The organism is Sphingomonas sinipercae (assembly GCF_011302055.1).
Classification (GTDB): Bacteria; Pseudomonadota; Alphaproteobacteria; order Sphingomonadales; family Sphingomonadaceae; genus Sphingomicrobium; species Sphingomicrobium sinipercae.
This window is the reverse complement of the sequence record NZ_CP049871.1, coordinates 1,647,041-1,672,377: the sequence shown is the minus strand read 5'-3', so window position 1 is coordinate 1,672,377 and position 25,337 is coordinate 1,647,041. Positions and strand designations below refer to the sequence as shown.

Sequence of the window (25,337 nt, the reverse complement as noted above, 5' to 3'; positions counted from 1 at the left end):
GGCCTGTGAGGGTCGTCATGGTCAGTGAAGACTATTACGAGCTGCTGGGCGTGTCCCGCGGCGCCGACGGAGCGACGATCAAGTCGGCGTATCGCAAGCTCGCCATGGAATGCCACCCGGACCGCCACGGCGGTTGTTCCGAAAAGGAAACGCAGTTCAAGGCGATCACCGAGGCCTATGACTGCCTCCGGGATCCGCAGAAGCGTGCCGCTTACGATCGCTTCGGCAAGGCCGCGTTCCAGAACGGTGGCGGTGGCCAGGATCCGTTCGGAAGCGCCGGGTTCGAGGGCTTCTCCGACATTTTCTCGTCGATCTTCGGCGATTTCATGGACCAACAGCGCGGTGGCGGAGCGCGAGCGAATCCCGCGCGCGGCGCCGACCTTCGCTACGACCTCGAACTGACACTCGAGGAAGCGTTCGCGGGCAAGGAAGCGACGCTGACGGTCGAAACGCTCGCCAAGTGCGAGACCTGCGAGGGACGCGGCTGCAACTCCGCCGACAATTGTGCGCGAACCTGCACCACGTGCTCCGGCATGGGCAAGGTCCGGGCCCAGCAGGGCTTCTTCGTCGTCGAGCGCGGCTGCCCGACGTGCCGTGGCAGCGGCGAGGTGATCGCTGACCCCTGCGGCGCCTGCCAGGGCGAGGGCCGCGCGCTGAACCGGCGCAAGCTGACCGTGAAGATTCCGGCTGGCGTCGACGAAGGCACGCGAATCCGGGTGGCCAACGAAGGGGAATCCGGCGTCCGCAATGGGCCGTCCGGCGACCTCTACATCTTCGTCCACTTGAAGCGGCACTCGGTCTATGCGCGTGAAGGCACGACCCTGGTCGCCGAATGCCCCGTCAGCTTCACCACCGCTGCGCTGGGCGGCACGATCAGCCTGCCGTCGCTCGACGGTCAGAAGATCGAGTTGAAAATCCCGCCGGGCGTGCAGTCGGGCGAACATTTGCGGCAGCGCGGCGCCGGCATGGCCGTGCTCAACGGACGCGGCCGCGGCGACCTGGTGGCGCGGATCCTGGTCGAAACGCCAACGCGGATGAGCGCCAAGCAGAAGAAATTGCTCGAGGAATTTCGCGACACTGAAACCGGCGACGAATGCCCGAATGCGAAGAATTTCTTCGCCCGGGTCAAGGAGATGTTCGCCGGCTAGCCGGCTGCCTAGGCGCTCGCAACCAGCGCCAACCCACCCACCGACGACTTGTCGTCGCAATCGGTCAGTTCGGTCGGATAGTCGCCGGTGAAACAGGCGTCGCAGCGCTGCGGGCGGGCCGCGTCGCGCGTGTCGCCAAGCGCCCGATACAGTCCTTCAATGGAGATGAAGGCCAGGCTGTCGGCGTTGATGTAATCGCGCATCTGCTCGACATTCATCTGCGCCGCCAGCAGCTTCGCGCGCTCCGGCGTGTCGACGCCGTAAAAGCAGCTGTGGCGGGTCGGGGGCGAGGCGATCCGCATGTGCACTTCGCGCGCGCCCGCATCGCGCATCATCTGCACGATCTTTAGCGAAGTCGTCCCACGCACGATCGAATCGTCGACCAGGACGATTCGCTTGCCATCGACCAGCGCCGAATTGGCGTTGTGCTTCAGCTTCACGCCCAGATGGCGGACTTCCTGGCTCGGCTGGATGAAGGTTCGTCCGACGTAGTGCGAGCGGATGATGCCAAGCTCGAACGGAATTCCGGACGCCTGCGAGAAGCCGAGCGCCGCGGGCACGCCGCTGTCGGGGACTGGAACGACGTAATCGGCATCGACCGGCGATTCGCGCGACAGCTCCGCGCCGATGCCCTTGCGCGCTTCATAGACCGACGTGCCGTCGACCACCGAGTCGGGCCGGGCGAAATAGACATGTTCGAAGATGCAGGGCCGCTGCTGCACCGGCTGGAACGGGCGGAAGGAGCGCAGGCCCGAAGCGTTGACGATGATCAGCTCGCCCGGTTCGACATCGCGGATGAAGGTCGCGCCGACGACATCGAGGGCGACGGTTTCGGAGGCGAAAATGGTCGCATCGCCAAGCTTGCCCATGACCAGCGGGCGGATGCCCAGCGGATCGCGGCAGGCGATCAGGCCTTCTTCGGTCAGGACGACCAGCGCGTAGGCGCCTTCCACTTGCTTGAGCGCGTCAATCAACCGATCGAGCGGGGCCGCGTAGCTCGACGTGGCGACGAGGTGGATGATGACTTCGGTATCGCTGGTCGACTGGAAGATTGAGCCGCGGCGGTTGAGCGTCCGGCGCAGGCGCATCGCGTTCGACAAATTGCCGTTGTGGGCGACCGCAAAGCCGCCGTCATTCAGCTCGGCGAACAGCGGCTGCACGTTGCGCAGCGCGGTTTCGCCGGTCGTGGAATAGCGGACGTGGCCGATGCCGGTCTGGCCCGGCAGTCGGCGCATCACTTCGTCGCTGTCGAAATTGCCAGCGACATGGCCCATCGCGCGATGAGAGTGAAAATGGGCGCCGTCGAAGCTGGTGATCCCGGCCGCTTCCTGCCCGCGATGCTGCAGCGCGTGCAGGCCGAGCGCGACGAAGCTTGCGGCATTGTCGGCACCCCAGATGCCGAACACGCCGCATTCTTCCCGAAGCTTGTCGTCGTCGAACGGATTCGTCGTCAGCACGTGCCCACCCCGCTTGGCTGATAGGAGTTGCGATATAGGGATTGGCCGCCCCTTTGTCGCCCCTGACCTTAATGCCACTTGAAGCCGCCCGCTGCTTACTTCAGGGTAAGTTAGCGAAAGGATCAAGCCGCCGATGCCCATCTACAACGCGCCCGTCAAAGACACCCGCTACATCCTTGAAGACGTGCTCCAGATCAGCCGCTTTTCGAACCTTCCCGGGTTCGCCAACGCGACTCCCGACGTGGTCGAGGCGATCCTTGAGGAAGCCGGCAAGTTCGCCAGCGAGGTGCTGCAGCCGCTCAACAAGGTCGGCGACGAGATCGGGTGCAAGCGGGCGGACGACGGCAGCGTCACGGCCCCGCCGGGGTTCAAGGAGGCTTACCAGCAGTTCTGCGCTGCCGGCTGGCCGACGCTGACTGCGCCGGAAGAATATGGCGGGCAGGGGCTGCCGCAGGTGATCGGAACTGCGATCGGCGAATACATCCTGTCGGCCAACCACAGCTTCGAGATGTACCAGGGGCTGACCAGCGGCGCGATGGCGACCCTCATCATCAAGGGCAGCGACGAGCAGAAGCAGACCTACCTGCCGAAGATGACCACCGGCGAATGGACCGGGACGATGAACCTGACGGAGCCGCACTGCGGCACCGATCTGGGGCTGCTCAAGACCAAGGCTGAGCCCAATGGCGACGGCAGCTACTCGCTGACCGGGACCAAGATTTTCATCTCCTCAGGCGAGCACGACCTGTCGGAGAACATTATCCACCTGGTCCTGGCGAAAATGCCGGATTCGCCCGACAACGTGAAAGGCATCTCGCTGTTCGTGGTGCCCAAGTTCCTCGTCAACGCGGACGGATCGCTCGGCGAGCGCAACCAGGTCAGCTGCGGCGCGCTCGAAAAGAAGATGGGCATCCACGGCAACGCCACCTGCGTCATGAACTATGACGGGGCCAAGGGCTGGCTGGTCGGCGAAAAGGAAAAGGGCCTGGCCGCAATGTTCATCATGATGAACGCGGCGCGGCTCGGCGTCGGCCTGCAGGGTCTGGCGCAGGGCGAAGTCGCCTATCAGAACGCCGTCGCCTACGCGAAGGATCGTCGCCAGGGCCGAGCGCTCAAGGAAAGCGCGCGCGATCCCAATGCCCGGGCCGACAACTTGATGGTCCACCCCGACGTCCGGCGGATGCTCATGCAGATGCGCGCCTGGAACGAGGGCAGCCGCGCGCTGGTGCTGTGGGGATCGCTGCAGGTAGACCTGCTGCGCCGCGGCCAGAGCGAGGAAGAGCGGCAGCAGGCTGATGACCTGCTCAGCCTGCTGACGCCGGTCATCAAGGGCTACATCACCGACAAGGGCTTCGAGGCTGCGGTCCTGGGGCAGCAGGTGTTCGGCGGCCACGGCTATATCCGCGAGCACGGCATGGAGCAGTTCGTTCGCGACGCGCGCATTGCCCAGATCTACGAGGGCACCAACGGCATCCAGGCGATGGACCTGGTCGGCCGCAAGCTGCCCAAGGACGGCGGCCGCGCGGTCCGTGCCTTCTTCGCCTTGCTGGCCAGCGAAATCGCGGAAGCCAAGCAGGCCAGCGATCCGGCCGGGGTCGCCGCCGCGCTGGAGCCTGCGGTAGCGGAGCTTCAGGAGGCGACGATGTGGCTGGCGCAAAATGGCATGGCCGACCCCGACAATGCCGGGGCGGGCGCTTATTCCTACATGAACCTGATGGGCCTGGTCAGCCTGGGCTGGATGTGGATGAAGATGGCGAGGGTTTCGGCCGAAGCGCTGAACGACGGCGCGACCGATCGCCAATTCCACGAATCGAAACTCGCGACCGCGAAATTCTATGCGGACCGGGAGCTGGTCGAGGCCTCCGCGCTTCGCCGCAAGATCGAGGCGGGGGCCGAAAGCGTGATGGCGTTGCCGGAAATGGCGTTCTAGCGCGCTACAGCCCTTTGCGGCCGAAGGCCGGCGGCGGCGCGGTCACCGTCGGTGGCCCGCCGGGCCGATTTTCGAGGTAGCGGGCGATGATTGCGTCATGGTCCATCTTTGGACCGACGTCATCGTCCTCTTTCCTCTCGGGGACGAAGTCGGGGAGTGTCTCGACGACCGTGTCGAATATCGTCCGCGCCGGGTTCACCGCCAGCGACCTCGTTGTGACGATGGCTTCCACCGGGTTTGTCCCGATTCCGCGATAGCCGCGGTACATCACGAACAGCGACATCGCAGCGGCCGCCAGCGCCTGGGGCGTGGAACCGTCGCTCATCATGATCCAGACGGCGACGCCCATCAGCCCCATTGCCGTCGCAATCGAGGTAATTCCGCGCATCGTTCCCTCCGTGTCGCGCAGGATGGCTTTAGACGACGGTCAAATAAGAAACGGTGAATGTCGGTCGGCGGCGGTTTACCGGCTGCTTCAAGCCGTTCGATAAGCCGGATTGAGGAACATTGCCCGGCACTCACCGTTAGGGCGCGAACACAACATGGGAGTTTACAAGATGCGTGCTTTGATCCTGGTCGCTGGCGCGGCGCTGACCCTGGCTGCTTGCGGCGGTAATAAAGACGAGGCCGCTGCGGACAACTCGATGGATGTCAGCAACATGGAAGTCGGCAACGTCATCATGAATGATGGCACCGCGATGACCGGCGCGAACGGCATGGACGCCAACGCCATGACCGCCAACGGCGTCGATTCGAACACCGCGAACGCCATGCAGACGGACATGAACACGAACGACCCCGACACGAATCTCGCCAACGGGATGTAATCGGTTAGCCGCCGGCGGCGCACGCCTGGCGGGTCATGCCCCTCGCCCTCGCGGCGGGGGCTTTTTTTACGTCCGTTCGTTTACTCGCCGGTCGACGTACCACGGCGTCAGCATCGTGACGTCGTTGTGCTTGGCTTTCTTCGGCGCCAGCCGGGCCAAGTCGAACTCATGATCGAACTGGAGGCCGAACCGGCCTTGGCCGGCCCACTTCACGCTGCCCGCGACCGGACCGACGCCAAGGATTTCGATCGTCATCGCCATCCCGGGCGTCACTGGCCGCCGGCTTTCGACGAGCGCGCCGGTCACGGAGATGTTGCGCAGGCGAATCTCTTCCTGGAACCCGTTGAGCATCGTCGTTGCGCGGCGCATCAGACGGTGACGCGGCTCACGCAGGCACTTGAAGCCGGCGGCCTCCACCCGTTCGCGGTTGGCAAGCTCCCGCGCCTCGGCTGCGCGCGCAGGTCGGCCGAAGATGTAGCCCTGGACGTGGCTGCAGCCGAGCTCGCGGATGAGCGCCAGATCGTCATGGGTCTCGACTCCTTCCGCGCAAGTTTCCATCTCCAGGCTTTCGGCAAGGCTGACGATGGCGCGGATGATGGCGCTGTTGCGGCTGGTCGGCGACGCCGCGCCGCGAACGAAGCTCTGGTCGATCTTGATCTTGTCGAACGGCGCTTTCTTCAAATATCCCAGCGAGCTGTAGCCGGTGCCGAAGTCGTCGAGCGACAGGCGCACGCCAAGTTTCTTGAGCTTGGCAAAGGTGTCGTCCGTGGTGTCGCCATCGGCCAGGAATACGCCCTCGGTAATCTCAAGCTCCACCTGGGCGGGCTTGACGCCTTCCTTGTCCATCAGCCGGGAGATCGTCTCCGTGATGGTCGGGTCGTTGAACTGGATGGGCGAGAGGTTGACGGCGATGCGCACATGGTCAGGCCAATAAGCCGCCTCGCGGAACGAGTTTTCGAGGACCCATTGGCCGATCTTTCCGATCATCCCGCACTCTTCGGCAAGCGGGATGAACTTGTCTGGGGAAATCGCCCCGCGCGTCGGGTGGGTCCAGCGCACCAGCGCCTCGAAGCCGGAAATTTCCTCGGTCGCCGCTCGGACGATCGGCTGGAAGACCAGCTCCAGCTCGTCGCGGTCGATGACTTGCCGCAAGTCGTTTTCCAGGATCTGGCGGTCGGCCGCCTCGCTGTGCATCGACGGTTCGTAGAAGCAATGCTGGCCGCGGCCGGCGCCCTTGGCGGCGTAGAGCGCAAGGTCCGCGTCACGGATGAGCGAGTCGGCGCAACCGCGCCCCGGATCGCCGATGGCGATGCCGACCGATGCACCGATGGTCACCTTGTGGTTTTCGATCGAGTACGGCCGCGACACTTGCTCGATCAGGGTGCGGGCCAGCGATTCCAGAAGGCCGATGTCGACCGTGCCGGGAAGGACCGCCTTGAACTCGTCGCCGCCCAGCCGGCCGACCTGGCCATGCTCACCCATCACCGATTTCAGCCGCTCCGCCACTTGGCGCAGCAGGGCGTCGCCGACGGGGTGGCCGAGCGTGTCGTTGACGTTCTTGAAGCGGTCGAGATCGATCAGGAAGAGGCTGCAGCCTTTCTGGCGGCGGGCAGCGTTGCGCAGCCCTTCCTCCAGCGTCTGGCGCATCATAGCCCGATTGGGCAGGCCGGTCAGCGAGTCGAACCGCGCAAGCCGGGTAATCTCCTGCTCTGACCGGCGCTGCTCGGTCAGGTCGGTGCCGATCCCGCGAAAGCCAAGAAAGCGGCCGCGCGTGTCGAACACCGGGTTGCCCGAAAGCGACCAGTGCACATCCTCGTCGCTCGCGGCGCGAACCACGACATCGGAAAAGGGGAAGCGCGCCGACAGGTGAAAGCCCAAAGTCTTGCGCTCTTCGATCGAATTGCCGGGCCCGACGGTGTCAACCGACAGCAGGTCCGTGAACTGACGACCGAGCAGTTCGGCCGGCTGGCATTTGAAATCGTCTGCCAGCTGCTGGGAGACATAGGACAGCGTCCCTTCGCTGTTGGTTTCCCAGAACCAGCCGCGGCCTGTATTTTCGAATTCGTCGACGAAGGTCAGCGCCTTGCGGGCCTCGGCATCGAGGTCGAGTCGGCGGCGGCCGGCGGCGATCACGGTTCGGGCGCCGGCGACGCTGTAGGCAACCAGCATCATGCTGAGCACGGCGACGCCGGCGGGCGCCAATGGCGACGGCGCGAACAATGCGGCCGTGCCGGTGGCGACGAATGCGTTGACGACCGAGAGCGGCGGCGAGGTGATGGCGACGATCGCCGCCATGGTGATGCCGGCGCACAGCGCGACGGCCAGGCCCGATGGACCGACGCCGGAGTTGATCAGCAGCGTATAGCCGAAGATCGTCCATAAAAGTCCCGCGGCGCCCAGGTAGACGCAAACCGCCCGAGTGACCGTGTGTGGCTGCAATTCAAGGCGGTCGCGCCAATGCAGCCCCATCGCCGCCAGCACACCCAGGATAAGCACCAAGCCAAGCGGGATCAGCGGGTTTGAAAGGCTCATCACCCCCGAAAGGTGCGGCTGAAGGATGACCGAGGTCACACCGACGAGAAGGTGGGTCGCCCCAAGCAGGAGCGGCGCATAGTCGAAGCTTCCGAGCCGCCATTCGGCCAGAGACTGGTCGTCGCGGTTCTCGGGCGCCTTTATGTCGAACCACAGGGCTTCGCGCACCGAAGCACGCTCGGATTCCATCGTATGTTGGCCGACCGCCTTCGCAAACCGCGCTCTTGGCATCTGAATCCTTGCCTGGGGAGTAGGCGCGAACCGCCCCTCAACCGCACAGCAGTTAAGCGCTAGCGGTTAACGCCGCGCCAAACAGGACTGGTTAGCGCAGCGTTAGGTTAAGCTTCATTTGGGAGGAAATCGGGCACGGACAGGTACCGTTCGCCGGTGTCGTAGTTGAAGGTCAGGACACGGGCGCCCGAGCCCAATTCGCCGAGCTTCTGCGCTACCGCGGCAAGGGACGCCCCGGACGAAATGCCAACCAGGATCCCTTCTTCGCGGGCGGCCCGGCGCGCCATCTCCTTGGCATCGTTCGGGTCGACCTGGATGGTACCGTCGAGGACATCGGTATCGAGGTTGGCGGGAATGAATCCGGCGCCGATGCCCTGGATCGGATGAGGGCCCGGCTCGCCGCCGCTAATCACCGGTGAAAGCGTCGGCTCGACCGCGAAAACCTTTAGATTCGGCCACTTTTCCTTGAGGACTCGGGCGCAGGCGGTGATGTGACCGCCGGTCCCGACGCCAGTAATCAAAGCGTCGAACGGCTGGTCGAAATCCTTCAGAATTTCCTGCGCGGTCGTGCGTGCGTGAACCTCGACATTCGCAGGATTTTCGAATTGCTGGGGGATCCACCCGTTTTCGGTTTGCGCCAGCAGCTCCTGCGCGCGGGCAATGGCGCCCTTCATGCCCTTTTCCTTGGGAGTCAGGTCGAACTGTGCGCCGTAAGCGAGCATCAGCCGGCGGCGCTCGATGCTCATGCTCTCGGGCATCACCAGGATCAGCTTGTAGCCCTTGACCGCGGCGACCATTGCCAGCCCGATGCCGGTGTTGCCGGAGGTCGGCTCGATAATCGTGCCGCCGGGCTTCAGCTTGCCGCTGCGCTCCGCGTCCTCGATCATTGCCAGCGCAATCCGGTCCTTGATTGATCCGCCCGGGTTCGCGCGTTCCGACTTCACCCATACTTCCGCCTCGCCGAACAAGTGGTTGATGCGAATGTGCGGCGTATTGCCGATGGTCTCGAGGATGCTTGCGGCCTTCATGGCATCTGATCTCCTGATGGGGCCCTGGTGACGGCGCTATATGGGAACGATGATGCGCCTTGAACAGCGTCAGGCGCCGCCAGCGACGACCGGTGGCTTTTCCGGTGCGGGCGCCGGCAGGTCGAAGGAGCGTGCTCTGCGAAGTTCGGGGAACAGCCGGCTCCACAGAAGGGTGACGACGATCGCGGCGACGCCGCCGACGACGGTCGCCACGACCGGGCCGACCAGGGCGGCGCTGAAGCCCGCGCGCGCTTCGCCCATTTCGTTGGAGGCGGAGATGGCGAGCGTCGAGGCCGCTCCAACCCGGCCGCGCATCGCGTCGGGCGTATGCAGCTGGATCAGGGATTGGCGGATATAAACGCTGAACATATCCGCGGCGCCCAGCAGCGCGAGCATCGCCAGCGAGAGATAAAAGGAGGTGGAGACCCCGAAGATGGCGGTCGCGGCACCAAAGACGACGACCGCTGCGAGCATTTTCACCCCGACGTTGGTCCTGATCGGCCGGAACGAGAAGAAGATTGCGGTCAAGGTTGCGCCTACGGCCGGAGCCGCGCGCAGCGGCCCCAGCCCTTGCGCGCCGACTTCAAGGATGTCGCGGGCATAGATCGGAAGCATCGCCGTCACTCCGCCAAGCAGTACCGCGAACAGATCGAGCGTGATCGCGCCGAGGACGAGCCGGTTGTGGCGGATGTAGCGCAGCCCCTCGGCCATGCGCTGCAGCGGCTTGCCGGGCGCGATTTCCGGGCGGGGAACAGGTCCGACGGTGAACATGCAGACTAGCGAGAATGCGAACAGGCCGGTGCTGACCCCGTAAGACAAGTGCGGGGTCACATCGTAAAGGATGCCGCCAAGCGCGGGGCCGATGATCGCGCCCGCCTGCCAGGCGGTGGAGCTGAGCGCGATGGCGCGCGGAAGCAGGTCGCGCGGCACCAGGTTTGGGGCGAGGGCGCCAAGCGCTGGACCGGCGAAGGCTCGGGCGACCCCAAGCAGGCCGGCGACCACGAACAGGATTGGAAGCGAGACGTGGCCCGACCAGGTCGCCATGAACAAGGCGAGCGCGCACAGCATTTCCAGCGCAATGACCGCCCGGGCGATATAGCGGCGGTCGAAGCGGTCGGCTGCCCAGCCGCTGAACGGAGTCAGGACGAATAACGGGACGAACTGGACCAGGCCAATCATGCCGAGCTGGAAGGCGGCATCGCCGATGCTCATGGTCCGGCGGGCGATGTCGTACACCTGCCAGCCAATGACGATGACCATTGCCATCTGCGCGATGGTCGATGTGAGCCGAGCCGCCCAATAAGCGCGGAAGGCGGGGATTTTCAGGGGCTCTGGAACGTAGGTCACGATTGTCGCCTAGACGCGGCTCGCCGGAGCGGCAACAACGTCGCACCAGACTGGCAAGGAGCGACTCAATGCGTGCTGCCCACCTTCTTTTCACCGCCTGCGCTGCAGCGTCGTTGAACGCCTGCGCGGTCGCGCCCGCGTTGATCGCCGAACCGGCGCCAGTCGTCGTTTCCCCGCCCGTCGCAGCCGTCAGCTGGCCGGCCTTCATGAACGATTATATCGAGGCCACCTTCCGCGCGAATCCGGCTTTTGCGGTCGTGTCCGGACGGCACGAATATGACGGACAGCTTCCCGACTGGTCGGCCGAGGGACTCGCCGCAGAGCAGGCGCGGCTGCAGGCCGCGATCGACGCCGCCAAGGCTTTCGATCCTGCCCGACTATCGCCGACGGAGCGGTTCGAGCGCGATTACATGATGGCGCAGGCGCGCAACTGGCTGTTCTGGATCGCAACCGCGGACCAGCCGCATACCAACCCCGCTTATTATGCCGGGACGCTCGACCCGTCTGCCTATGTGGTCGTACCCTATGCGGCGCCGGAGGTGCGGATGCGCGCCTATACCCGCTATCTTTCGCAGGTGCCGCGCGCTGCTTCGCAGATTCGCGCCAACCTGCGCCAACCCTTGCCGATTTCCTTCGTTGATTACGGCAAGAGCGCCTTTGGCGGTTACGCGGAATATTATCTGGGCGACGGCATGAAGGCCTTCGCCGGCATCGGCAGCGCGGCCGAGCAAGCGGAGCTCAAGGCCGCCTCGCAGGCGGCTTCGGCGGCGATGAAGGCGCTGACGGATTGGGTGGAGGCGCAGCGGCCAAGTGCCGGAACCAACTTCGCGCTCGGTGCGCAGAAATTTCAGCAGATGCTCTACGACACCGAGATGGTGGACACCCCGCTTACGGAGCTCGAAGCGATCGGGCGCCGCGACATGGCGTCCAACCAAGCGCTGCTGAAGGAAGCTTGCGGCCGCTACGATCCGGGCCAGACGATCCAGCATTGCATGGACAAGATGAGCGCGACCAAGCCCAAGGGCGGCGCGGTCGCCGGCGCCCGGGCGCAGCTTGCCGGGCTCAAGCAATTCATCATCGACAAGGACCTGGTTTCGATCCCCGGGACGGAAGAAGCAAAGGTCGACGAAGCGCCGCCGTACAACCGGCAGAACTTCGCCTACATCAACATTCCGGGGCCGTATGAGAAAGGCTTGCCGTCGGTCTATTACATCGCCCCGCCGGACCCGTCGTGGTCGAAGGCGGCGCGCGATGCCTTCGTTCCGGGCGAGGCGGACCTGCTGTTCACGTCCGTCCACGAAGTCTGGCCGGGCCACTTCCTCAACTTCCTGCACTCCAACCGTTCGAAATTCACCTTTGGCAAGGTGTTCGTCGGCTATGCGTTTGCCGAAGGCTGGGCGCATTACAGCGAGGAGATGATGCGCCAGGCCGGGGTCGGCGGCGGCACCGACGAGATGATGGTCGGGCAGTTGTCCAACGCCCTCCTGCGCGACTGCCGCTTCCTGTCGGCGATCGGGATGCATTCGGGAACGATGACACAGCAGCAGAGCTTCCAGCTGTTTCGTGAGCAATGTTACCAGGACGAAGGCACCGCTCGGCAGCAGGCGGCGCGCGGCACCTACGACCCAGCCTACCTCAACTATACGCTGGGCAAGCTGATGATCCGCAAGCTTCGCGACGACTGGATCGCAACGCGCGGCGGCCGCGCCGCGTGGAAGCCGTTCCACGACAAGTTCCTGAGCTTCGGCGGCCCGCCGATCCCGCTGGTGCGTCAGCAGATGCTCGGCGGGCCTGCGCAGGCGGCCTTCTAGGCCGACTGGTTCATCGGGATCGCGCTGCGGGTTTCCGCGGCCGATCCCAGGAAGGCGCGGATATCGTCCGTCAACCGCTGCTTGTCGGTGGCGAACAGGCCGTGGGCGGAGCCGTCATATTCGATCAGCTGCGCGTGCGGCACCGCCTTCTTCACTTCGCGCGCGGTGACGTCGATCGGCACCGTCACGTCCTTCGTGCCGTGGATGACCAATGTCGGCATCGTGAAGCTGGAAAGGTCGCCGCGAAAGTCGGTGGTTGCGAACGCCTTGGCGGCGGCAAGCGTCGGCTTCAGCCCGGCCATCATCGCCTGGCGGAAGAAGTCGTGGAGCACGGCGTCGCTGACCGGATGGGAAATGGCTCCAACGCCGAAGAAGTCGCGCGCGAATGCGGTGAAGAAGTCGGCGCGGTCCTTCTTCATCCCGGCGGTCATCTCGTCGAACGTCGATTGCGGAACGCCGTTCGGGTTGTCGGATGTTTGCAGCATGTAAGGCACGACCGAGCTGATCAGTATCGCCTGGGTGATGCGCTCCTTGTGCCTGGCGACTAGCCTTGCGACTTCGCCGCCGCCCATCGAGAAGCCGGCGACCGCGAACGGGCCGCCGATGCCCGCGTCCTGCAGCACCGCATCGGTGTCGGATGCGAACGTGTCATAGTCGTAGCCGTCCCAAGGCTGGTCGGATCGCCCGAAGCCGCGACGGTCGGGCACGATGCTCCGGTAACCGTCCTCGGCCAGCGCCACAGCCAAGTCGTCGAAGGTGTCGGCGGTCAGCGGCCAGCCGTGGAGGAGGACGATCGGCTTGCCCTCACGGGGGCCCCAATCCTTGTAGAACAAGGAAACCTTATCGCTGGTGACGGCGCGGGGCATTGGTCGCTCTCCTGATTTGCTGGAACGATGCCCCAACGCGCGGGAGGCCGCTGCCGTTGCGCTTGTCCGTACAGGCTTTAGACCCGCACATATGGCGAAAGCGAAGTCCCGATACGTCTGCCAATCGTGCGGATCCGTCACCAGTCGCTGGCAGGGTCAATGCCCTGACTGCTCCGAATGGAACACGCTGGTCCAGGAAGCCGCCGCGGTGACGAGCATTTTCGCCGCGAAGCACAATTTGCAGGGCGGCGGGCGCACGATCGAGCTGGTCGGGCTCGACGCGCCGTCGAAGCTGCCGGAGCGGATCGTCAGCGGAGTCGCCGAGTTCGACCGAGCGGTCGGCGGCGGCATCGTTCCGGGATCGGCAATGCTGGTCGGCGGTGACCCGGGCATCGGCAAGTCGACCTTGCTGTTGCAGATCGCGGCCAAGCTGGCGGGGCAGGGGCGCGGCGTCGTTTACGTTTCCGGCGAGGAATCCGCCGAGCAGGTGCGGCTGCGCGCGCTTCGGCTTGGGCTTGGCGGGGTGCCGGTGCGACTGGCTGCGGCGACGTCGGTGCGCGACATCCTGACCACGGTCAGCGACGAGACGCCCGACCTGCTGATTATCGATTCGATCCAGACCATGCATTCCGACCTGATCGAAGGCGCTCCGGGCACGGTCAGCCAGGTGCGCGCTTCCGCCCAGGAACTGGTGCGCTTTGCCAAGGAACGGGGCAGCGCCACCGTCCTGGTCGGCCACGTCACCAAGGACGGCACCATCGCCGGCCCGCGCGTGCTCGAACATATGGTCGATACAGTGTTGAGCTTCGAGGGCGAACGCAGTCATCAATACCGGATCCTTCGGGCGCTCAAGAACCGCTTCGGCGGCACGGATGAAATTGGCGTCTTCGCGATGGAGGGCGCCGGGCTGGCAGAGGTCGGCAACCCGTCATCCTTGTTCCTGACCACCCGGGGCGAAGCGGTCAGCGGGACGAGCGTGTTCCCGGCGATCGAGGGCACCCGCCCGGTGCTGGTCGAAATTCAGGCGTTGACGGTGCGGCTCGCCAGCGGCGCAACGCCGCGGCGGGCCGCGGTGGGCTGGGACAGCGGCCGGCTGGCAATGATCCTGGCGGTGCTGGAGGCGCGCTGCGGCCTTAGCTTCGCAACCGCCGAGGTCTATTTGAACGTCGCCGGCGGATATCGCCTCAGCGACCCGGCCGCGGATCTTGCGGTCGCGGCCGCGCTCGTTTCCGCAATGTCGGAACGGCCGGTACCGGCCGACTGCATCATCCTTGGCGAAATCGCGCTGTCCGGGGAAATCCGGCCGGTCGCCCATACGCCGTTGCGGTTGAAGGAAGCGGCGAAGCTTGGCTTCGAGCGGGCCTGGGTGCCCATGGCCGTAAAGGCCAGCGACGGGATCGCCGTCACCAACTTCGCCAACCTTCGGCAGCTCGTCGAGCAGATCCTCGGCCGTTAACCGCGCGCCAGCGGGATGACGGCCATCGTCAGCCGCGATACGCAGACCAGACGATCTTCATCGTCGGTGATCCGGATCGTCCACACCTGAGTCGTCCGGCCGATCGCGTCGGGCCTGGCCGTGCCATAGACGAAGCCGCTCTTCACCGGGCGGATGTGATTGGCATTGATTTCCAGCCCTACGGCCAGGAATTCGGTCGAATCGATCGCCAGGTTTGCGGCGATGGAACCGACCGTTTCGGCCAGCACGCAGGACGCGCCGCCGTGAAGCCGCCCCTGCGGCTGCACGGTGCGATGATCGACCGGCATTCGCGCGGTCAGGAAATCTTCCCCGATCTCGACGATTTCGATGCCCACATGGTGGATCATCGTTCCGTCGGACGGGACGACGTCGCTAAGCTTGGGCTTGTCCTGGTGCCAGATCGTCACGCTCGATTCCTCGCAGATGTTCGCCGTTTGATAGCGGGGCTGGCGAAGCGCGTCTGCTGGCGCTAGCCGCACTGCCAAGATGAGCGCGCTCGACATCTTCGTCGTCATCCTGCTGCTCGGCGGCGCCGCCGTCGGGTTCGTGCGCGGGTTCGTTTACGAATTGCTCTCGCTCCTCGCCTGGGCGGCGGCGATCGCGATGATCAAGCTGTTCCACACGCAATTGAGCGCGGGGATCGGCTCGACTGGAACCAGCGCCGCCGGCAGCGCCGTGGTTGCCTTCGCATTGTTGTTCGTGCCCACGTTCGTGATCGTGAAACTGCTTGCGCGCCAGCTTGGGCTGAAGACCCGAAAATCGCTGCTGGGGCCGTTCGACCGGATGCTCGGCGGTGGTTTCGGCCTGGTGAAGGGCCTGCTCGCGGCGACCCTGTTCTTCCTGTTCGCCAACCTTGCGACCGATATGGTCTACGGTCCCGAAGCGGACCGGCCGGCGTGGATGACCAGCTCGCGCACCTATCCGTTGCTCAACGCCAGCGGGCGCGGGATCGTCGACTGGGTCGAGACGCGGCGCAAGGCGGGAGCGGACGAATGATCCGACTGCACGACACGATGGCGCGGGAAAAGCGCGAGTTCGTGCCGGCGGACCCGGGGCGGATCACCATGTATGTGTGCGGCCCGACAGTCTACGGCCGCGCCCACATCGGTAATGCGCGCCCCGCGGTGGTGTTCGACACGCTCGCCCGGCTGATCCGCCACACCTTCGGCCAGGATAGCCTGGTCTACGCCCGCAACGTCACCGACGTGGACGACAAGATCATCGCCGCCGCAGAAGCGGAAGGGGTCGATCCATCGGTAATCACGAACCGGTTCGAGCGCTTCTACCTTGAAGACATGGGCGCGCTGGGCGTTCAGCCTCCGACGATCGCGCCGCACGCGACCCAGGAAATCGGGCCGATGATTGCGATGATCGAGCGGCTGATCGAAACCAGGAACGCGTATGCGGCGGAAGGCCACGTGCTGTTCGCGGTCGCAAGCGACCCCGACTACGGCAGCCTCAGCCGCCGCGACCGGGAGCAAATGATTGCCGGCGCCCGAGTCGAGGTCGCCCCCTACAAGCGCGATCCCGCCGACTTCGTGCTGTGGAAGCCAAGCGGCGAGGGCGTGATCGGCTGGGAAAGCCCGTGGGGGCGGGGCCGCCCGGGGTGGCACATCGAATGCTCCGCGATGATCCGGGCGCATTTGGGCGAGACGATCGACATCCATGGCGGCGGCCTCGACCTTATCTTCCCGCACCACGAGAATGAAATCGCCCAGAGCCGCTGCGCGCACGGTGGCGCGCCGCTTGCGCGCTATTGGGTGCACAACGGCTTCGTCGACATGGGCGCGGAGAAGATGTCCAAGTCGCTCGGCAACGTGGTCACGCCGAACGAACTGCTCGAACAGGGCCACAAGGGCGAAACGCTTCGCCTGGCGCTGTTGTCGGCGCACTATCGGTCCCCGCTGCCGTGGACGGAGGGCCTGATGGCCCAGTCGAAGTCGACGCTCGAGCGCTTGTATCGAGCGGCCGGCAATGCTTCGCCCGGTGAGGTCGATCCGGGTGTCGCCGAGGCGCTGATGGACGATCTCAATACGCCGTTGGCGCTGTCGCGTTTGCAGGCGCTCTCGGATCCCGCGACACTCAAGGCGAGCGCGAGCCTGCTTGGGCTGCTCGGCGAAAGCGCCGACCGCTGGTTCCAAGGCCCATCGGTCGATGCCGACGTTGAAGCGCAAATCGCCGCTCGCGCCGAAGCCAAGGCCAATCGCGACTTTTCCACCGCCGATCGTATTCGCGACGAGCTAAAAGCCGACGGCATCCTGTTGGAAGATGGGCCGCAAGGCACCACTTGGCGTCGGGCATGAACGCTCCGCTCTACACCGTCGATATCCTGCGCCTGGCGGCGACGCTGCCCGAGCCGCGCGCACTGGACCGCGTGGACGGGTCGGCCGAACTGCGTTCGCCCACCTGCGGAAGCGTGGTGCGGACCGAGGTGCAGGTGGATTCGGGGCGGGTGACTGCGCTGAGCCAGCATGTGCAGGCATGCGCCTTCGGGCAGGCATCGGCGTCGCTGCTTGCCGCCGGCGCGATCGGCAAGTGCCCGGTCGAGGTCGCCGCGGCGGTGGACGCGCTCGCCGCGTGGCTTGACGGTACCGCCGGCACGCCGGGCGATTGGCCCGGACTCGAAGCACTTGCACCGGCACGGTCGCGCAAGGGCCGGCATGGCGCCATTCTGCTGCCTTTCCGAACGCTTGCGGCGGCGCTGGAGCCGGCGCGGTGACAGCCGCCGCGACCAACACGGTTCAGCCGACCACCACGCCAGCGGAAACCGCTGAGGCGACCAGCGCAATCCTGGAGAGCGGCGCGATCATGCTCGCCGCCGCCTTGTTCTTCGTCATCCTGTTCCGCCGCCTGCGGCTCGGCGCGACCCTCGGCTACATCGTCGCCGGTGCGCTGATCGGCCCGCACGCGCTGCGCCTGATTCCCGATCCGCAGCAATTGCTCAGCATCACCGAAATCGGCATCGCCCTGCTACTGTTCATCGTCGGGCTCGAACTGCAGCCGAGCCGGTTGTGGCGCTTGCGGAAGGATATTTTCGGGCTCGGCCTTGCCCAGGTCGTCCTGTGCGGGGCGGTGATCAGCCTCCTCGTCGGCTTCATCAACGACCTGCCGATGCGGGTCGCGGTCGCCATCGGCTTGCCGCTGGCGCTGTCCTCCACGGCGCAGGTGTTGCCGTTGCTTCGGTCGGATGGGGAATTGCACACGCCGCAAGGCGAGCGCGCCTTCTCGATCCTGCTGTTCCAGGACCTGTCGATCATCCCGCTGATCACCATCATCGCGGCACTCGCGGTGCGGCCCGATCCCGACGCCCCGGCGGGCCTGACGCTGGCCCTCTACACAGTCGGCGCCATCGTCGGCCTGATCATCGTCGGCCGCCTGCTGCTCAACCCGATGTTCCGGCTGATCGGCCGCTTCGGCGAGCGCGAGCTCTTCGTCGTCGCCGGGCTGTTCACCGTCGTCGGCGCGTCGGCGGTCATGCACTCCCTGCACCTGTCGGTCGCGCTCGGCGCCTTCGTCGCGGGCGTGATGCTCGCCGAATCGCCCTACCGGCACGAACTGGAGAGCGACGTCGAGCCGTTTCGCTCGATCCTGCTTGGCCTTTTCTTCCTCTCGGTTGGCATGTTGCTCGACCTGGGGCTCGTCGCGCAGCGCCCGTGGTTCGTGCTTGGCGTGGCCGCGCTGGTGATCGTGACCAAGGCGTCGGTGATCGCCAGCCTTGCCCGCGTGTTCGGCAATAGCTGGCCGCGCAGCGTGCGATTGGGATTGCTGCTCAGCCAGGCCGGCGAGTTCGGCTTCGTCCTGTTTACCCAGGCGACGGCGGCAAGCCTCATCACCACCGAAGCGGCATCGCTGTTTACCGCGGTCGTCACTTTCTCGATGGCGACGACGCCTTTCCTGATGCGACTGACCGACTGGCTGGAACGGATCGAAGAGCGGGGCGGCGAAGGGCTCGACGGTCCCGAGGCCTCGCCCGAGACCAATGCGATCGTCGTCGGCTACGGACGCTTCGGGCAGACGGTGGCGCAGATGCTGATGGCAAAGCGCATTCCCGTTACCATCGTCGACCAAGACGCCGAACAGATTGAGGTGAGCGAGGAGTTCGGGACGAAGGTCTATTACGGCGACGGCACCCGGATCGACCTGCTTCGGACGGCCGGGGCGGAACGGGCCGAGGCGATCCTTTTCTGCCAGGACGGCGATGCACTGACCCGCGACAAGCTCGAAGCCGTGCTGGAAGCGTTCCCGCAGGCGATCGTCATGGTGCGCGTCTTCGATCGGCGGCAGGTGATGGACTTCGCCGGTCTCGACGTGGCGCTGCTGCAACGGGAGGTCTTCGAAAGCGCGATTTCAATGGCCCGCGAGGCGCTGATGAAGCTTGGCGTCGCGGAGCGGGAGGCCGACCGGGTCATCGTTGAATATCGGGTCCGAGACGAGGAGCGGCTGCAGGCGCAGGCCCAAAGCGGCGATCTGCGCGCCGCTCGCGGCCGCATGTTCGCGGTCGACCGGCCGCTTCCGGACGAGCAGCAGGCTGCGGCTACGCCCGACGATCCAGGAACGTCTCCATCGCCTCGATGATCGAATCGACCACGTCGGCGTGGCCGCCGGAGCCGCTCCGCACGTGGATGTCGGCTTCCGCATAAGCGGCGCGCTCGAGGGCGGCGATCTGTTCGATGGTTGCCTTGGGGTCGGGCGTTTTCAGCAACGGGCGGGTGTCGCGGCGCGACGTTCGCTGCACCAGCACGTCGACCGGCGCATCCAGCCAGATGGTCAGCCCGCGCTCTTTCAATAGCTTTCGGGTGACGGGATCCACGAAGACGCCGCCGCCCGTGGCAATGACCCGCACTTCCTGGCTCTCGACCAGGCGGGCGACGAGCCGCCGCTCGCCCTCGCGATATTCTTCCTCCCCGTAACGTTCGAATACTTCGCCGGCGGGAAGCCCGACCGCATCTTCGATTTCGGTGTCGCTATCGATGAAAGGCAGCTGCAGCCGCCGGGCGAGGCGGCGCCCCACGGTTGACTTTCCGGCGCCCATCAGCCCGACGAGCACGATCGGCCTGTCGAGCCGGTCCCTCACTTTTTGCATGCACCGGGGGCTATACAGCGGCCCTCATGGTCGGGCAAAAGCCCGATCGCTTCACAATCCAACCGGAAAGGCGCGATGCCGCGATCCATAATCCTCCTCGTCCTGATCGTGATCATTGCGATAGGAGCCTTGTTCTTCTTGTCCAGCCGCGCGCGTGAAGTCGAGCCGCGGCCAATGGAGGTGGACGTCACGAATGCAGTCGGCCGCTAAGGCGCTGCTGCTCGCCGGCGCCGCTGCGGCGCTGGCCATTCCGGCAGTGGCGCAAGTCCAGACGACGACGACCAACACGCCGGCACCCGCCCCGGCGCCAAGCCCCGCGCCTTCGACCGGGGCCGCAACGCCCGCCACAAACACTTCGCCCGCGTCACCAAGTCCTTCGCGAAGCACGGCGGAAGAAACAGTCGGCGAGGGCGAGACGGTCGAGCTGGAGTTGAAGATGCCGCCGCCGCCGCCGCCGGTGGAATATCCCGGCTTCGCGCGCCGCGACCCGACGCTCGTCGGCGCGCTCGATCCGCGCCAGATCGGCCTTGGCGAGCGGGTGTGGGGCGCAGCGAGCGGACCATTCCTCGAAACGCTGATGCGTCGGATGGATACGCCGCTGGCTTCCCGCTGGCTGCACATCGCCTTGCGCAATGCCCTGATCGCGGAGGCGAAAGCGCCGCGCGGGGTCAATCCCGTCGACTGGGCCGCCGAGCGCGCGTGGCTGCTGCTGCGCATGGGCGAGGCGGACGCCGCGCGGATGCTCGTCACCGGCGTCGACACCAATTATTTCACGCCCAAGATGACCCAGGTCGCGCTGCAGTCCGCGCTGGCGACCTCGGACCCGGCCGGAATCTGTCCGCTGACGAAGCATATGGGCAAGACGGAGCAGCAAATCCTGCCGCTGGCCCAGGCGATGTGCTCGGCGCTCGAAGGCGAACCGGCCAGCGCGGCGGCGCAGATCGATTCGGCGCGCCGTCGCGGGAAGATCGGCGGAATCGACCTGTCGCTGGCCCAGAAGGTGGTTGGCGCCGCATCGGACACCGGCCGCGCCGTGACGATCGAATGGGAGCCGGTGGATGCGCTGAACGCGTGGCGCTTCGGCCTGTCGACGGCGACGGCGATGAGCCCGCCGGACCGGTTGCTCGCAAGCGCGACGCCGCAGCTTCATGCCTGGTATGCGCGGGCGCCGATGATCCCGCTTCAGGCGCGGCTGAATGCATCCCGGATGGCGACTGGATTGGGCGTGTTTTCGTCGCAGGCCCTCGTCGACATCTACTCGCTGATCTACGATGCGACCGATCCCAACGACCTGAGCGGCACCGATGCCTGGCAGCTTCGGCTAGCCTTCGCCGGACGCGACCAGGACATTCGGCTCGATTCAATTCGCAAGCTGCTCGATAACAAGGCCAACCCGCTGCAGCGGGAGGCATCGCGGGCGCTGGTGGCCGCGGCGGCCGCGCGGATCGTTCCAAGCGCCGACCTGCAGGAGGATGCGCCCGAGCTGATTGCAGCGATGCTCGCCGGCGGGCTTGAAAAGGAAGCGGCGGAATGGGCGTCGGCGGTCGGCGGGATGGACAATAAATATGCCGACCGGTGCTGGGCGATGCTGTCGCTTGGAACCGCCAACCCGGACGGCGTCATGGCCGGCCGCGTTTCCAGCTTCATCGATCGCGACGAAAGTGAAGGGAAGAAGCGCAGCGCGCTGCTGGTCGCGGGCCTGGCTGGGCTCGGTCGGATCGACCTTGCCACTGCAGCCCGGCTCAATCGCAAGTTCGGGCTTGGCATCGCCCGTTCATCGCGCTGGACCGCGCTGGTCGATGCGGCTGCCGCGCGTGGGCAATCGGGAAGCGTGCTCGTTCTTTCCGGCACGGGTTTCCAGGCGTCCGGGTTCGGCCAACTCCCTTCGAGCCACCTGTTCCATTCCGTCTCCGCGCTGAAGCGGACGGGCCAGGACTTTACCGCGCGGATGATTGCCGCCGAGGCGCTGTCACGCGCGTGACCGGGGCCGACCGAGCCCTGGTCGATCGCTTCCTGGACATGATGGCAGCGGAGGCAGGCGCCTCACGCAACACGCTATCGGCTTATCGCAGCGATCTTGAAAAGGCGGCGGAGGACCTTGGCGGAACCCTCGGCGAGGCGAGCGAGCTGGCCGTCGGGCGCCTGGGCGAATGCTGGCGGGACCTGTCCACGGCCACCGTCGCCCGGCGCTCGGCCGCGCTTCGCCGCTTCTACCGGTTCCTCGTCGACGACCAGCTTCGCGCGGACGATCCGTCCGATGCCCTGCCGAAGCCGCGTCTGCAACGCCCGCTGCCGCGCGTGCTCGATAGCGAGGACGTGAAGCGGCTGTTCGAAGATGCCGAGCAGCGCGCGGCGAGCGGGGAGCCGCTTGCGCTGCGCAATCTTGCCTTGCTCGAGCTGCTTTACGGGTCGGGCCTGCGCGCGAGCGAGCTGGTTTCGCTGCCGCGCGGCGCACTCCGCAAGGGGCAGGCGTTCCTGATCCTGCTCGGCAAGGGCCAGAAGGAGCGGCTCGTGCCGATTTCGACCCGTGCCGAGGAAGCGGTCGAACGCTGGCTGGAGCACGTGCCGAAGGCAGGCCTGTGGCTGTTCCCGGGCAATAAGTCGCACATCAGCCGCGTGCGCCTGTTCCAGCTGGTGCGCGAAATGGCGGCCCACGCCGGCATCGCGCCCGAACGGATCAGCCCACACGTGCTTCGCCATGCCTTTGCGACGCATCTCCTGGCCGGCGGCGCCGACTTGCGTGTCCTGCAGGCGCTGCTGGGCCATGCCGACATCGGCACGACGCAAATCTACACCCACGTCGATTCGTCGCGGTTGATCGAGCTGGTCAATTCGCGCCACCCGCTGGCCGACGCCAATCGTTGACGCTTAGCGCTGCCGCGCCTACCCGCCGCTGCCAATGCCGACGTACCTGGAATTCGAAAAGCCCATCGCCGAACTGGAGGCTCGGGTTCGCGAACTTCGCGAAACCGCCAATGGTGGCGACATCGACATTCATGCCGATGTCGACCGGCTGGAGGCGAAGGCCGCCAAGCTGCTGAGCGACACTTATGGGCGGCTGACCCCGTGGCAGAAGGCGCTTGTCGCCCGCCACCCGGAGCGCCCGCACTTCAAGGATTTCGTCGTCGCCATCGCCCAAGATTTTGTCCCGCTCGCCGGCGATCGCGCATTTGCCGACGATGCGGCGATCATGGGCGGGCTGGCGCGGATCGAAGGCCAGCGCGTGGTGCTGATCGGCCACGAGAAGGGCGAGGACACCGCTTCGCGCCTGCGGCACAATTTCGGCATGGCCAAGCCGGAGGGCTATCGCAAAGCCATCCGGCTGATGCAGCTTGCAAACCGCTTCGGCCTTCCAGTCGTGACCTTGGTCGATACGCCGGGCGCCTTCCCGGGAGTGGAGGCGGAGGAACGTGGCCAGGCGGAAGCGATCGCCCGGTCGACCCAGGAATGCCTGGCACTCAACGTGCCGCTGATCGCCGTGATCGTCGGCGAAGGCGGCTCCGGCGGTGCGGTTGCGCTGGCCGCGGCGAACCGGGTGCTGATGTTCGAACATGCGGTCTATTCGGTAATTTCGCCGGAAGGCTGCGCGTCGATCCTGTGGCGCACCGCGGACAAGGCCGCCGACGCGGCCGAAGCAATGCGCATCACCGCCCAGGACTTGCAGTCGCTGGGCGTGGTCGATCGAATCGTCCCGGAACCGATCGGCGGCGCGCACCGCGATCCGGACGTTGCCATGCAATCGCTCAAGGAAGCGATCGTCGAGGAATTGCGCGGTTGCGCTTCACTTGGCCCGCGTGAGCTGATCGCGCAGCGCCGCGCCAAATTCCTCGCCATCGGCTGAACCGCAGGGGCAGGAACCCGCTTCAGTCATTCCTCGTTCAACGGCCGAAACTAATTTCCCGCCGGGCAGACAAACGAGGCACGAGAATCATGCGTAAAGCTTTCCTGTTGGCGACCGGGGCCGTTGTCGCGCTCACCTCGACGGCGGTGACCGCGCAATATGCGTCGCGGCCGCTCGATCCGCGCTACGTCGCGGAGGCGCAGCGCGATCACCCCAAGCTGGTCGCCGAGTTCGGCGGCGCCGAGACCGGCGCGCGCGCTGCTTATGTCGATTCGGTCGGACGCAAGGTCGGCGCCTATTCGGGCGTGCCCAACCCATCGCTGCGATTCACGGTGCTCAATTCGGCGGTGGAGAACGCGTTCACCGTGCCGGGCGGCTACGTCTACATCACCCGGCAGCTGCTGGGCCTGATGGACGACGAATCGCAGCTCGCTTTCGCTCTTGGGCACGAAATCGGCCACGTCGCCGCTCAACATGCCCAGCAGCGGGAGGCGGCATCCCGGCGCAACAGCATCGGCAGCATCCTTGGCGTCCTGCTCGGCAGTGTCGTCGGCGGCAGCTTCGGCAATTACGTCGCCCAGCGCAGCCAACTGTCCGCGCAATTGCAAACCCTGAGCTTCTCGCGCGACCAGGAATATCAGTCGGATACGCTCGGCATCCGCTACATGACCCAGGCCGGCTACGACCCGGCCGGTGCGGGTGGGATCCTCGCGGCCATCGGCCGCGCCACCGCGCTTGAAGCCAGGGTCCAGGGGCAGGACAGCCGACAGCTGCCGGAATGGGCAAGCACCCACCCGCTGACCCAGAATCGCCTGCAGCGGGCCACCGCCGAAGCCCAGCGCACGCGCCGGCTTGGCACCGGGCTTCGCAACCGCGACCAATTCCTCAGCCAGATCGACGGAGTCTATGTCGACGACGATCCCGAGCAGGGGATTATCGACGGGCGGACGTTCACCCATCCCGACCTTCGCATCCAGTTCGCGGTCCCGGTCGGCTACCTGATGCAGAACGGCACCCGCGAAGTGTCGATCAAGGGCTCCGCCGGCCAGGCCCAGTTTTCGGGGGGCGCTACACGGGCTCCCTTGAATCCTACGTCGGCGCCGTCTTGACCGAGCTTAGCGGCCAGCGTCAGCAGGCATACGCGCCGCCGGTGCAGCGTACCGTCATCAACGGCATTCCGGCGGCCTTTACGACTATCCGGGCACAGACGTCGTCGGGCTTTGTCGATGCCAGCGTCGTTGCCTATCAATGGTCGCCGGACACGGTCTATCACTTCGTCATGGTATCGCGCGGCGGTACCGGGCTTGGCCCGTTCCAGTCGATGATTTCCTCGCTGCGGCGGATCACGCCGGCCGAGGCCGCGCAAATCCGGCCTCGGGTCATCGACATTGCGACGGTTCGCGCGGGCGACACGGTGCAGTCGCTCGCCAACCGGATGGCCTATCGCGACTTCCGGCTCGATCGCTTTTTGGCGCTTAACGGGCTCGCGCCCAATGCACGGCTGGTGCCGGGGCAGAAGGTCAAGCTAGTGGTGCATGGCGCCCGCCGAGGCTGACGCGGACGCCTTAGCTGGAAGAGGCGTTGGTCACCGTCTGGCTGAGCTTGGTCCAGCCGCCGGTCGTGCCGCCGCCGAGCGACGACAGCGCCCCGATCATGGCGATGACGATCAACGCTGCGATCAGCCCATATTCGATCGCGGTCGCGCCCGATTCATCGGCCGGCAACGCGCGCAACTTTTGACGGACAGCGCTCACGCCAC

At 65.9% G+C, this 25,337-nt stretch carries 23 protein-coding genes; 14 read left to right on the top strand and 9 right to left on the bottom strand.

Annotated features, from left to right (window positions below; all coding sequences use genetic code 11):
- Positions 1–17 precede the first annotated feature (17 nt).
- Positions 18–1,148 (top strand): molecular chaperone DnaJ, encoded by a 1,131-nt coding sequence (gene dnaJ / locus G7078_RS08715; RefSeq protein WP_166095117.1) that lies wholly within the window; start codon positions 18–20, stop codon positions 1,146–1,148.
- 8 nt (positions 1,149–1,156) lie between these two features.
- On the opposite strand, the gene purF is transcribed toward dnaJ, so the two are convergent.
- Positions 1,157–2,605: an amidophosphoribosyltransferase gene (gene purF, locus G7078_RS08710; RefSeq protein ID WP_166095115.1), complete on the bottom strand. Its 1,449-nt coding sequence runs from the start codon at positions 2,603–2,605 to the stop codon at positions 1,157–1,159.
- A gap of 133 nt (positions 2,606–2,738) precedes the next feature.
- On the opposite strand from purF, the gene G7078_RS08705 reads away from it, so the two are divergent.
- Positions 2,739–4,535 (top strand): acyl-CoA dehydrogenase C-terminal domain-containing protein, encoded by a 1,797-nt coding sequence (locus G7078_RS08705; protein ID WP_166095113.1) that lies wholly within the window; start codon positions 2,739–2,741, stop codon positions 4,533–4,535.
- Positions 4,536–4,539: 4 nt separating this feature from the next.
- On the opposite strand, the gene G7078_RS08700 is transcribed toward G7078_RS08705, so the two are convergent.
- Entirely contained in the window at positions 4,540–4,923 is a 384-nt protein-coding gene (locus G7078_RS08700; protein ID WP_166095111.1) for a hypothetical protein, read from the bottom strand.
- Positions 4,924–5,092: 169 nt separating this feature from the next.
- Here G7078_RS08700 and G7078_RS08695 point away from each other — a divergent pair, with 169 nt between their 5' ends.
- Entirely contained in the window at positions 5,093–5,362 is a 270-nt protein-coding gene (locus tag G7078_RS08695; RefSeq protein ID WP_166095109.1) for a hypothetical protein, read from the top strand.
- Positions 5,363–5,428: 66 nt separating this feature from the next.
- Here the strand turns inward: G7078_RS08695 and G7078_RS08690 are convergent, their stop codons facing one another.
- From G7078_RS08690 to G7078_RS08680, 3 genes are all read right to left on the bottom strand, one after another.
- On the bottom strand, positions 5,429–8,083 hold the full coding sequence (locus G7078_RS08690; RefSeq protein ID WP_166095106.1) for a putative bifunctional diguanylate cyclase/phosphodiesterase: 2,655 nt from the start codon (positions 8,081–8,083) through the stop codon (positions 5,429–5,431).
- Between the two features lie 149 nt (positions 8,084–8,232).
- Positions 8,233–9,153, bottom strand: a complete 921-nt coding sequence (cysK, locus tag G7078_RS08685) for a cysteine synthase A (protein WP_166095104.1) — start codon at positions 9,151–9,153, stop codon at positions 8,233–8,235.
- Between the two features lie 69 nt (positions 9,154–9,222).
- Positions 9,223–10,500: an MFS transporter gene (locus tag G7078_RS08680; RefSeq protein ID WP_166095102.1), complete on the bottom strand. Its 1,278-nt coding sequence runs from the start codon at positions 10,498–10,500 to the stop codon at positions 9,223–9,225.
- A gap of 68 nt (positions 10,501–10,568) precedes the next feature.
- Between G7078_RS08680 and G7078_RS08675 the strand changes: the two genes are divergently transcribed.
- Positions 10,569–12,311 carry a DUF885 domain-containing protein gene (locus tag G7078_RS08675; protein ID WP_166095099.1) on the top strand — a complete coding sequence of 581 codons (1,743 nt, stop codon included), beginning with the start codon at positions 10,569–10,571 and terminating at the stop codon, positions 12,309–12,311.
- Here the strand turns inward: G7078_RS08675 and G7078_RS08670 are convergent.
- Positions 12,308–13,177: an alpha/beta fold hydrolase gene (locus tag G7078_RS08670; RefSeq protein WP_166095097.1), complete on the bottom strand. Its 870-nt coding sequence runs from the start codon at positions 13,175–13,177 to the stop codon at positions 12,308–12,310. The two genes, G7078_RS08675 and G7078_RS08670, sit on opposite strands and share 4 nt — an antisense overlap.
- Positions 13,178–13,268: 91 nt before the next feature.
- Here G7078_RS08670 and radA point away from each other — a divergent pair, with 91 nt between their 5' ends.
- Entirely contained in the window at positions 13,269–14,633 is a 1,365-nt protein-coding gene (gene radA / locus G7078_RS08665) for a DNA repair protein RadA (protein WP_166095096.1), read from the top strand.
- On the opposite strand, the gene G7078_RS08660 is transcribed toward radA, so the two are convergent.
- Positions 14,630–15,061 carry a hotdog fold thioesterase gene (locus G7078_RS08660; RefSeq protein WP_246166332.1) on the bottom strand — a complete coding sequence of 144 codons (432 nt, stop codon included), beginning with the start codon at positions 15,059–15,061 and terminating at the stop codon, positions 14,630–14,632. The genes radA and G7078_RS08660 overlap by 4 nt on opposite strands.
- 79 nt (positions 15,062–15,140) lie before the next feature.
- Between G7078_RS08660 and G7078_RS08655 the strand changes: the two genes are divergently transcribed.
- The 4 genes from G7078_RS08655 to G7078_RS08640 all read left to right on the top strand — a co-directional run bounded on the left by G7078_RS08655 (position 15,141) and on the right by G7078_RS08640 (position 19,229).
- Positions 15,141–15,650, top strand: coding sequence for a CvpA family protein (locus tag G7078_RS08655; protein WP_166095093.1), 510 nt, complete (start codon positions 15,141–15,143; stop codon positions 15,648–15,650).
- Positions 15,647–16,957 carry a cysteine--tRNA ligase gene (gene cysS, locus G7078_RS08650; protein WP_166095091.1) on the top strand — a complete coding sequence of 437 codons (1,311 nt, stop codon included), beginning with the start codon at positions 15,647–15,649 and terminating at the stop codon, positions 16,955–16,957. The genes G7078_RS08655 and cysS overlap by 4 nt, the downstream gene beginning before the upstream one ends.
- The gene (locus G7078_RS08645; RefSeq protein WP_166095089.1) at positions 16,954–17,373 is read left to right on the top strand and encodes an iron-sulfur cluster assembly scaffold protein; all 420 of its coding nucleotides are present in this window, start codon (positions 16,954–16,956) and stop codon (positions 17,371–17,373) included. Before cysS ends, G7078_RS08645 begins: the two co-directional genes overlap by 4 nt.
- A gap of 89 nt (positions 17,374–17,462) precedes the next feature.
- Positions 17,463–19,229 (top strand): cation:proton antiporter domain-containing protein, encoded by a 1,767-nt coding sequence (locus G7078_RS08640; protein ID WP_166096297.1) that lies wholly within the window; start codon positions 17,463–17,465, stop codon positions 19,227–19,229.
- Here G7078_RS08640 and G7078_RS08635 read toward each other — a convergent pair.
- A complete protein-coding gene (locus G7078_RS08635) occupies positions 19,189–19,737 on the bottom strand; it encodes a shikimate kinase (protein ID WP_166095086.1) in 549 nt (182 codons plus the stop codon). The genes G7078_RS08640 and G7078_RS08635 overlap by 41 nt on opposite strands.
- Before the next feature lie 193 nt (positions 19,738–19,930).
- Between G7078_RS08635 and G7078_RS08630 the strand changes: the two genes are divergently transcribed.
- The 5 genes from G7078_RS08630 to G7078_RS08610 all read left to right on the top strand — a co-directional run bounded on the left by G7078_RS08630 (position 19,931) and on the right by G7078_RS08610 (position 25,133).
- A complete protein-coding gene (locus G7078_RS08630) occupies positions 19,931–21,718 on the top strand; it encodes a hypothetical protein (RefSeq protein WP_166095084.1) in 1,788 nt (595 codons plus the stop codon).
- Complete coding sequence (locus G7078_RS08625; protein ID WP_166095082.1) at positions 21,715–22,602, top strand: tyrosine recombinase; 888 nt, start codon at positions 21,715–21,717, stop codon at positions 22,600–22,602. Before G7078_RS08630 ends, G7078_RS08625 begins: the two co-directional genes overlap by 4 nt.
- Before the next feature lie 34 nt (positions 22,603–22,636).
- A complete protein-coding gene (locus tag G7078_RS08620) occupies positions 22,637–23,578 on the top strand; it encodes an acetyl-CoA carboxylase carboxyltransferase subunit alpha (RefSeq protein ID WP_166095079.1) in 942 nt (313 codons plus the stop codon).
- A gap of 89 nt (positions 23,579–23,667) precedes the next feature.
- Entirely contained in the window at positions 23,668–24,687 is a 1,020-nt protein-coding gene (locus tag G7078_RS08615; RefSeq protein WP_166095076.1) for a M48 family metalloprotease, read from the top strand.
- Entirely contained in the window at positions 24,684–25,133 is a 450-nt protein-coding gene (locus G7078_RS08610; protein ID WP_166095074.1) for a LysM peptidoglycan-binding domain-containing protein, read from the top strand. The genes G7078_RS08615 and G7078_RS08610 overlap by 4 nt, the downstream gene beginning before the upstream one ends.
- A 10-nt stretch (positions 25,134–25,143) precedes the next feature.
- Here G7078_RS08610 and G7078_RS08605 read toward each other — a convergent pair whose 3' ends face one another.
- Entirely contained in the window at positions 25,144–25,332 is a 189-nt protein-coding gene (locus G7078_RS08605) for a Flp family type IVb pilin (RefSeq protein WP_166095071.1), read from the bottom strand.
- Positions 25,333–25,337: the final 5 nt, after the last annotated feature.

Excerpts from the sequence above, each read along its gene's own strand:
- dnaJ (WP_166095117.1), top strand. The coding sequence starts at position 18 with ATGGTCAGTGAAGACTATTACGAGCTGCTGGGCGTGTCCCGCGGCGCC.
- G7078_RS08705 (WP_166095113.1), top strand. The coding sequence starts at position 2,739 with ATGCCCATCTACAACGCGCCCGTCAAAGACACCCGCTACATCCTTGAA.
- G7078_RS08700 (WP_166095111.1), bottom strand. The coding sequence starts at position 4,923 with ATGCGCGGAATTACCTCGATTGCGACGGCAATGGGGCTGATGGGCGTC.
- G7078_RS08695 (WP_166095109.1), top strand. The coding sequence starts at position 5,093 with ATGCGTGCTTTGATCCTGGTCGCTGGCGCGGCGCTGACCCTGGCTGCT.
- G7078_RS08690 (WP_166095106.1), bottom strand. The coding sequence starts at position 8,083 with ATGGAATCCGAGCGTGCTTCGGTGCGCGAAGCCCTGTGGTTCGACATA.
- cysK (WP_166095104.1), bottom strand. The coding sequence starts at position 9,153 with ATGAAGGCCGCAAGCATCCTCGAGACCATCGGCAATACGCCGCACATT.
- G7078_RS08675 (WP_166095099.1), top strand. The coding sequence starts at position 10,569 with ATGCGTGCTGCCCACCTTCTTTTCACCGCCTGCGCTGCAGCGTCGTTG.
- G7078_RS08670 (WP_166095097.1), bottom strand. The coding sequence starts at position 13,177 with ATGCCCCGCGCCGTCACCAGCGATAAGGTTTCCTTGTTCTACAAGGAT.
- radA (WP_166095096.1), top strand. The coding sequence starts at position 13,269 with ATGGCGAAAGCGAAGTCCCGATACGTCTGCCAATCGTGCGGATCCGTC.
- G7078_RS08655 (WP_166095093.1), top strand. The coding sequence starts at position 15,141 with ATGAGCGCGCTCGACATCTTCGTCGTCATCCTGCTGCTCGGCGGCGCC.
- cysS (WP_166095091.1), top strand. The coding sequence starts at position 15,647 with ATGATCCGACTGCACGACACGATGGCGCGGGAAAAGCGCGAGTTCGTG.
- G7078_RS08645 (WP_166095089.1), top strand. The coding sequence starts at position 16,954 with ATGAACGCTCCGCTCTACACCGTCGATATCCTGCGCCTGGCGGCGACG.
- G7078_RS08640 (WP_166096297.1), top strand. The coding sequence starts at position 17,463 with ATGCTCGCCGCCGCCTTGTTCTTCGTCATCCTGTTCCGCCGCCTGCGG.
- G7078_RS08635 (WP_166095086.1), bottom strand. The coding sequence starts at position 19,737 with ATGCAAAAAGTGAGGGACCGGCTCGACAGGCCGATCGTGCTCGTCGGG.
- G7078_RS08630 (WP_166095084.1), top strand. The coding sequence starts at position 19,931 with ATGCAGTCGGCCGCTAAGGCGCTGCTGCTCGCCGGCGCCGCTGCGGCG.
- G7078_RS08620 (WP_166095079.1), top strand. The coding sequence starts at position 22,637 with ATGCCGACGTACCTGGAATTCGAAAAGCCCATCGCCGAACTGGAGGCT.
- G7078_RS08615 (WP_166095076.1), top strand. The coding sequence starts at position 23,668 with ATGCGTAAAGCTTTCCTGTTGGCGACCGGGGCCGTTGTCGCGCTCACC.